This is a genomic window from Photorhabdus kleinii, assembly GCF_025384885.1.
GTDB classification, from domain to species: Bacteria; Pseudomonadota; Gammaproteobacteria; order Enterobacterales; family Enterobacteriaceae; genus Photorhabdus; species Photorhabdus kayaii.
Genome location: NZ_JAJAFY010000101.1, coordinates 1 through 4,634, shown reverse-complemented (window position 1 = coordinate 4,634; position 4,634 = coordinate 1). Strand labels below are relative to the sequence as shown.

Genomic DNA, 4,634 nt, shown 5'->3' with positions numbered 1-4,634 from the left:
TCGAAATTCTGTTGTGGGTTGCTGAGTCGGTCTGGGTCCACAATTTGAATTGTCGTAGCATAACGCCCCTTGCCGGACCCTAACCTGTCTGTTCGATATTGCAGCACCGCAAGCGCATCACCATCTAACAGCTTATGCCGGAAACCCAAACGCAACATCTGTGAAACAGTTTGCTTTCTCTCAACGTCACAATAGCGACCGGGATCGTTAGCCCATGAACGCCAGTGTGCTTCAACTACTTTCCCATACTCATCAGCCCAGGTTGCATCAAACGCTTTATTCCCTGTCATTAGCGCCAGCATCCGGTAATCAGGTTTGATAATGGGACGGAAATTAGCCCCGATAGCATTGTCAAGAACTCGGGTGATCGCACCGCTGGCCCAGCCATCATTCCTTGCCAAATCACGGACACGCGACACAATGCGGTCGCGATAGATATTGATTTCGTTGTCTGGCGACCACAGCGCCGGCTGCCAGTTCGCCAGCTGATCACTGAATGTGTCGGCGGCGTCATACGGAACACGACTACCACCAACCAGCATAGACAGCTTCGGACGTGATGGCGGCAACGGCTGCCCGTTTGGGCCTAAAATTCGTATTTCACTCATATCAGTACCTGAGCCTTATCGGGCGCCGTGGCCGTGAGACAATGCCCAGTTGGGCTTGTAAGAGTTGGATCAGCGCCAGTAAATCCGCCAGCGAGCTTTGTTGATACGAAACTGAACGCGTGCCGTCTCCCTGCGTGTAAGAAAAAGACACGCCCCGGCTTCCCGTCGCCAGATCGATATAAGCCTGTTGAGCTTTCGCTAGCGCATCTTGCAGTTGCTCACGCGTCATCGCACCCGCTAACAAACTCGTGTTTCTGTTAAACATAAATATCCTTGAGATAGCTGAGGGTTAAGAGGGCAAAAGTTGAGACATACGCTTACGCTTCGGCTTTTCCGGTTCCTGAATAATGACGCCGGGATATTGCAAGCTTGGCTTTTCTTCCGGTTCTGCGGGCGGGGGCAATAATCTGCCCGGATTTTCTGTGATGCTTGTGGCTAGTGCATTCAATTTTAGTCCCATATGCAGCAAGCCACACAGCGCAGCATAACCATAAACCCGACAGTCCAGCGCTTCATTAGCACGGCCCGGTAATTGCTCCCACACTCGGAAACGCTGCCCGCCTGATTCTTTGAGCACTGAACGTTCCGCTAACAATTGACTGAAATAATTCAGATCCCTGTCTGCCGGAAAGTGCATATAGCTTGCCGCTGCCTCACCGGGTCGCGGTGGATTGATATGTAATCTCCCCCGGACCGTATCCTTAGCCGCATTAACACCGAGAATGATAGGCTTGAAACTTGACTTAGTACGGGATGTCGGTTTTTTGGTCGGCCAAACGGGGGAGCGTTTACCGCCGCGAGCCGATTCCCCTTTTATCGCCCATATTCTTCTGCCTATTCTGGCCTTAGAGAACTCGTAGACTTGTTGGGTGTGGTGTCCGCCAGAGTCCATGCATGCCGCCATGATAGTAAAACCGCGTCCATCAGCACGGCGCCAGATTTGTTTTAGATAGTGATCTAAGCGTTTCCACGGCTCATCAGTTTCTAAATCGCCCTCGATCACGTCATAAGCAATAGACCAGCTTTCTTCATTCCGGCCCCAGCCAATGACTTCTATTTCAAAGCGATCATCTTGGGTATCAATACCCGCCGTCAGAACCGCAACGCCGTCCGGTACCTCAGCAGCAAAGACTTCACAGCGCTCAAGGAGTTTTCTTTCACTCAATGCTTTCTCGCCCCGATCTTCATAGGGTTCACCCAGAACCAGGTTGATAAATGTCTGACGCATCAGCGGGTCATTTTTCACCCGCAACCATTCAGCAACCAGATATTTCCATGCGGCATTGGGAAACAGACTGTAACCCGCCCAGATATGAAATCCGGCATGACCTTTAAATGGTTTGGTTGCCCGCCATTCCCCGCGTTTTACCAGGCCGGCTTTTTCGTTATGATGGATCACGCATCCGTTATGACGACAAACGTAATAAGCGGTATCCGGTATCCCTTCTCCGTGTTCGTCTTTGTCCCATTTGATACCGTAAGGAGTATCTGGGCCGCCCCATTCAAGAACCTGATATTCATTACAGTGAGGGCATGGGACGTAGTAATAACGCTGGTCACTATCGCCAAATGACTTTTCAATACGGCTGGCGCCTTTTACAGTCGGGGTTGAACCCAATACGATTTTGCGGTTCCAAAATGTTTCTGAACGTTTTGTACCTAGTGCGATTTGGTCACCCTCGACACCGGCACCACCTGATGGGTAGCCATCCACTTCATCAAACAAGATGATCCTGCATGTGATACGACGAAACCCGCCCGGACTGTTCGCCCCGACTAATGTCAGATTCGAGCCATTCAAGAACGTCTTTTTCAGGATAGTCTGGTTGCTATTTTTGGCTTTGGGGTCACCAGATATCTCTGCTAACACCGGAGTATCACGCAGCATCGGCGCAATTTCGGTTTTACTGTAGTCCTCCGCATCTTCTACGCGGGGCTGAACAACGAGTATCGGAGAAGGGTCATGCGCCAGATAATAACCGACAACGTGATCCAGTATTTTTGTATACCCGACACGCGCCGATTTCATCACTGAAACATAAGTAACAGTCGGGTCTGTAATGGCATCCATCATGCCGTCTTGATAGGCGAACGAACGAAATCGCCCGGTCTGTGCGCTGGTTTCTTTGGACAGTACGGCGTATTTGTTAGCCCACACACTTAGTGATAGTGGTTCGGGAGGGCGGATATCAGGACGACGTTTATATAAATCTTGCGTGAAGTTCTGCCAGGCGGAGGTATTAGCTTTCTCCTCTATTGTTATCATCAAGGCTTAATTCCTCCATCGCCTCGTAAACCACCTCCTGTAACGCTTGAACAAACTCCGTATCATTAGTGGTTGAAGCCAATACACGTAAACGCGGGCCATGTTCGGGAGCGATAGCGATTAAGCGAGTGCGCATTCTTGAATACTCCCGCCCCACTGCTTCAATCATGTCTTTATACGGTAGCACCTGGCCGGATTTGATTTCGTACTCTAATTGAGTAAGCAATGCGAGAAAGTTTTCTTTTAACGTCCGGGCTTCATCGAATGTCATCGTTGCGCCCTTTTCGGCGATCATGCGTTCGACAATTTTTGTCGGTGATTCTGCATCAGACCTGTTACCTTGAGAGTTGTTACCTGACTTGTTACCCTGTTTGTTACCTGCGGTTTTTTATCGGGCCGGGTAACAGATTTTCTGTAACGTTCAACATTCGCGTTTGATGCTTCAACATTGATATCGTCACCGTCCAGAACCAGCCAGCCGCGAGCTTTCCACTGGGTCACAGTCTTACGGCTGACACCGTGCAATTTGGCAAATTCTGACTGATTCATTTGTTAATGTTACCTAAATTTCAAAGATTTATAACTAGTGAAACATCGGGGCGCACAATGTCCCATGATTTAAGTGTCTCTGGGAAGGACCCAAAAAATTACACAGCGTTACCATCTCTGTTACCTCGCGTTACCTGACCTCTTTTGCCTCCTTCACTTTCGTCGATAGAAGGCGCTGCATCATCAGCATTTGCTATTCCAGCTTTCACAAGTGCAGACAGTAGTTCTTGTCTACTCATCGATTTCAGACGAGCAATGGCCTCTTGTACTTGTTGCATTTGGTTATTCATAAATTAGCCTCACTAGGATCGCGATCCTAGTTATTATTTAGCTGTTCTGATTGCCTCGCTCAGTGCCTGACTGATAGCCTGTGGCATTAATGCATCAGCCATCTTTCTTGCGCGTTCCTGATAACCCAAGATAGGCGCAACAGGCAGAGCATCACCGAACCGGATTAATAGTTTCGGCGGTCTTTGCTTTTTCCTCTCTCTGCGAGTGCCATTTGGAGAGCGCTTTAACCGCTTTTTGCTCTTCTTACCCTTTCTGCCTTTCTTACGTTGCCATACGCCATTGACACTATTATGTTCGCTGGTTGTGACTTCTCCGATAAATACATCGGGCTTGGCTTTTAACTGCTGGAGTTTGTTGCGGGGTAAATTGCCATATTTGTTTAATTTAATGTTCTTTGGATTTAATAACGCACTGCTATTAAGCTTGTGGACCCCACCAACTTCAAAGGGTGTGAGATAACTTGCTGCAATATCACGCACGAACACTTTAGCAGTGAGATTATTCTTACGAGCACCAACCGAGCCAACAGATTTAACAGTAAAGGGAGTCGGGTTATCTAACTTACGCTCTATCGCCTTCTTTTCAGCTTGTTCGATCTGCCGGGCAACTTTTGTTAATGCCTGAGCAGTGGCAAACGGGACTTGCTTCTTTATTTGAGTCAGCTTATTAGACAGTTCTTTTAATCCTGCCATCTTATTGACCTTAAGTTACATAGATAACTGCAACTCTGCACCAATTAATCCGATGGCGAGAATAGCCTCCTCTGGGTAATCAACCAGCATCTTACGTATTACCTTTTCACATGTACTGACATTTTCTTGTTGTTGCTCTGACAATGAGGCAATTAACCCTCTAAACATCAGTATTGTTTGTTCATCTTGTGTCATCGTGTTATCTCACCAAATAAAAAAGGCCGCACT

8 protein-coding genes are annotated in these 4,634 nt (G+C 48.2%); all 8 read right to left on the bottom strand.

The genetic code is table 11. The features are described from left to right. Positions 1-608, bottom strand: a 608-nt coding sequence (locus tag LG003_RS22570) for a phage portal protein (protein ID WP_262981709.1), incomplete at its 3' end; no start/stop codon positions are given. 1 nt (position 609) lies between these two features. Further along, positions 610-873 carry a gpW family head-tail joining protein gene (gene gpW, locus LG003_RS22565; protein ID WP_036847803.1) on the bottom strand — a complete coding sequence of 88 codons (264 nt, stop codon included), beginning with the start codon at positions 871-873 and terminating at the stop codon, positions 610-612. 24 nt (positions 874-897) lie between these two features. Beyond that, entirely contained in the window at positions 898-2,874 is a 1,977-nt protein-coding gene (locus LG003_RS22560; protein WP_262981708.1) for a phage terminase large subunit family protein, read from the bottom strand. Continuing rightward, a complete protein-coding gene (locus tag LG003_RS22555; protein ID WP_262981707.1) occupies positions 2,849-3,145 on the bottom strand; it encodes a hypothetical protein in 297 nt (98 codons plus the stop codon). Before LG003_RS22555 ends, LG003_RS22560 begins: the two co-directional genes overlap by 26 nt. Before the next feature lie 20 nt (positions 3,146-3,165). Then, a complete protein-coding gene (locus LG003_RS22550) occupies positions 3,166-3,423 on the bottom strand; it encodes a hypothetical protein (protein WP_262981706.1) in 258 nt (85 codons plus the stop codon). A 98-nt stretch (positions 3,424-3,521) separates the two neighbouring features. Continuing rightward, on the bottom strand, positions 3,522-3,713 hold the full coding sequence (locus LG003_RS22545) for a hypothetical protein (RefSeq protein ID WP_036847809.1): 192 nt from the start codon (positions 3,711-3,713) through the stop codon (positions 3,522-3,524). Between the two features lie 33 nt (positions 3,714-3,746). Continuing rightward, a complete protein-coding gene (locus LG003_RS22540; protein WP_262981705.1) occupies positions 3,747-4,406 on the bottom strand; it encodes a hypothetical protein in 660 nt (219 codons plus the stop codon). Between the two features lie 15 nt (positions 4,407-4,421). Then, positions 4,422-4,601: a hypothetical protein gene (locus LG003_RS22535; protein ID WP_262981704.1), complete on the bottom strand. Its 180-nt coding sequence runs from the start codon at positions 4,599-4,601 to the stop codon at positions 4,422-4,424. Positions 4,602-4,634 lie beyond the last annotated feature (33 nt).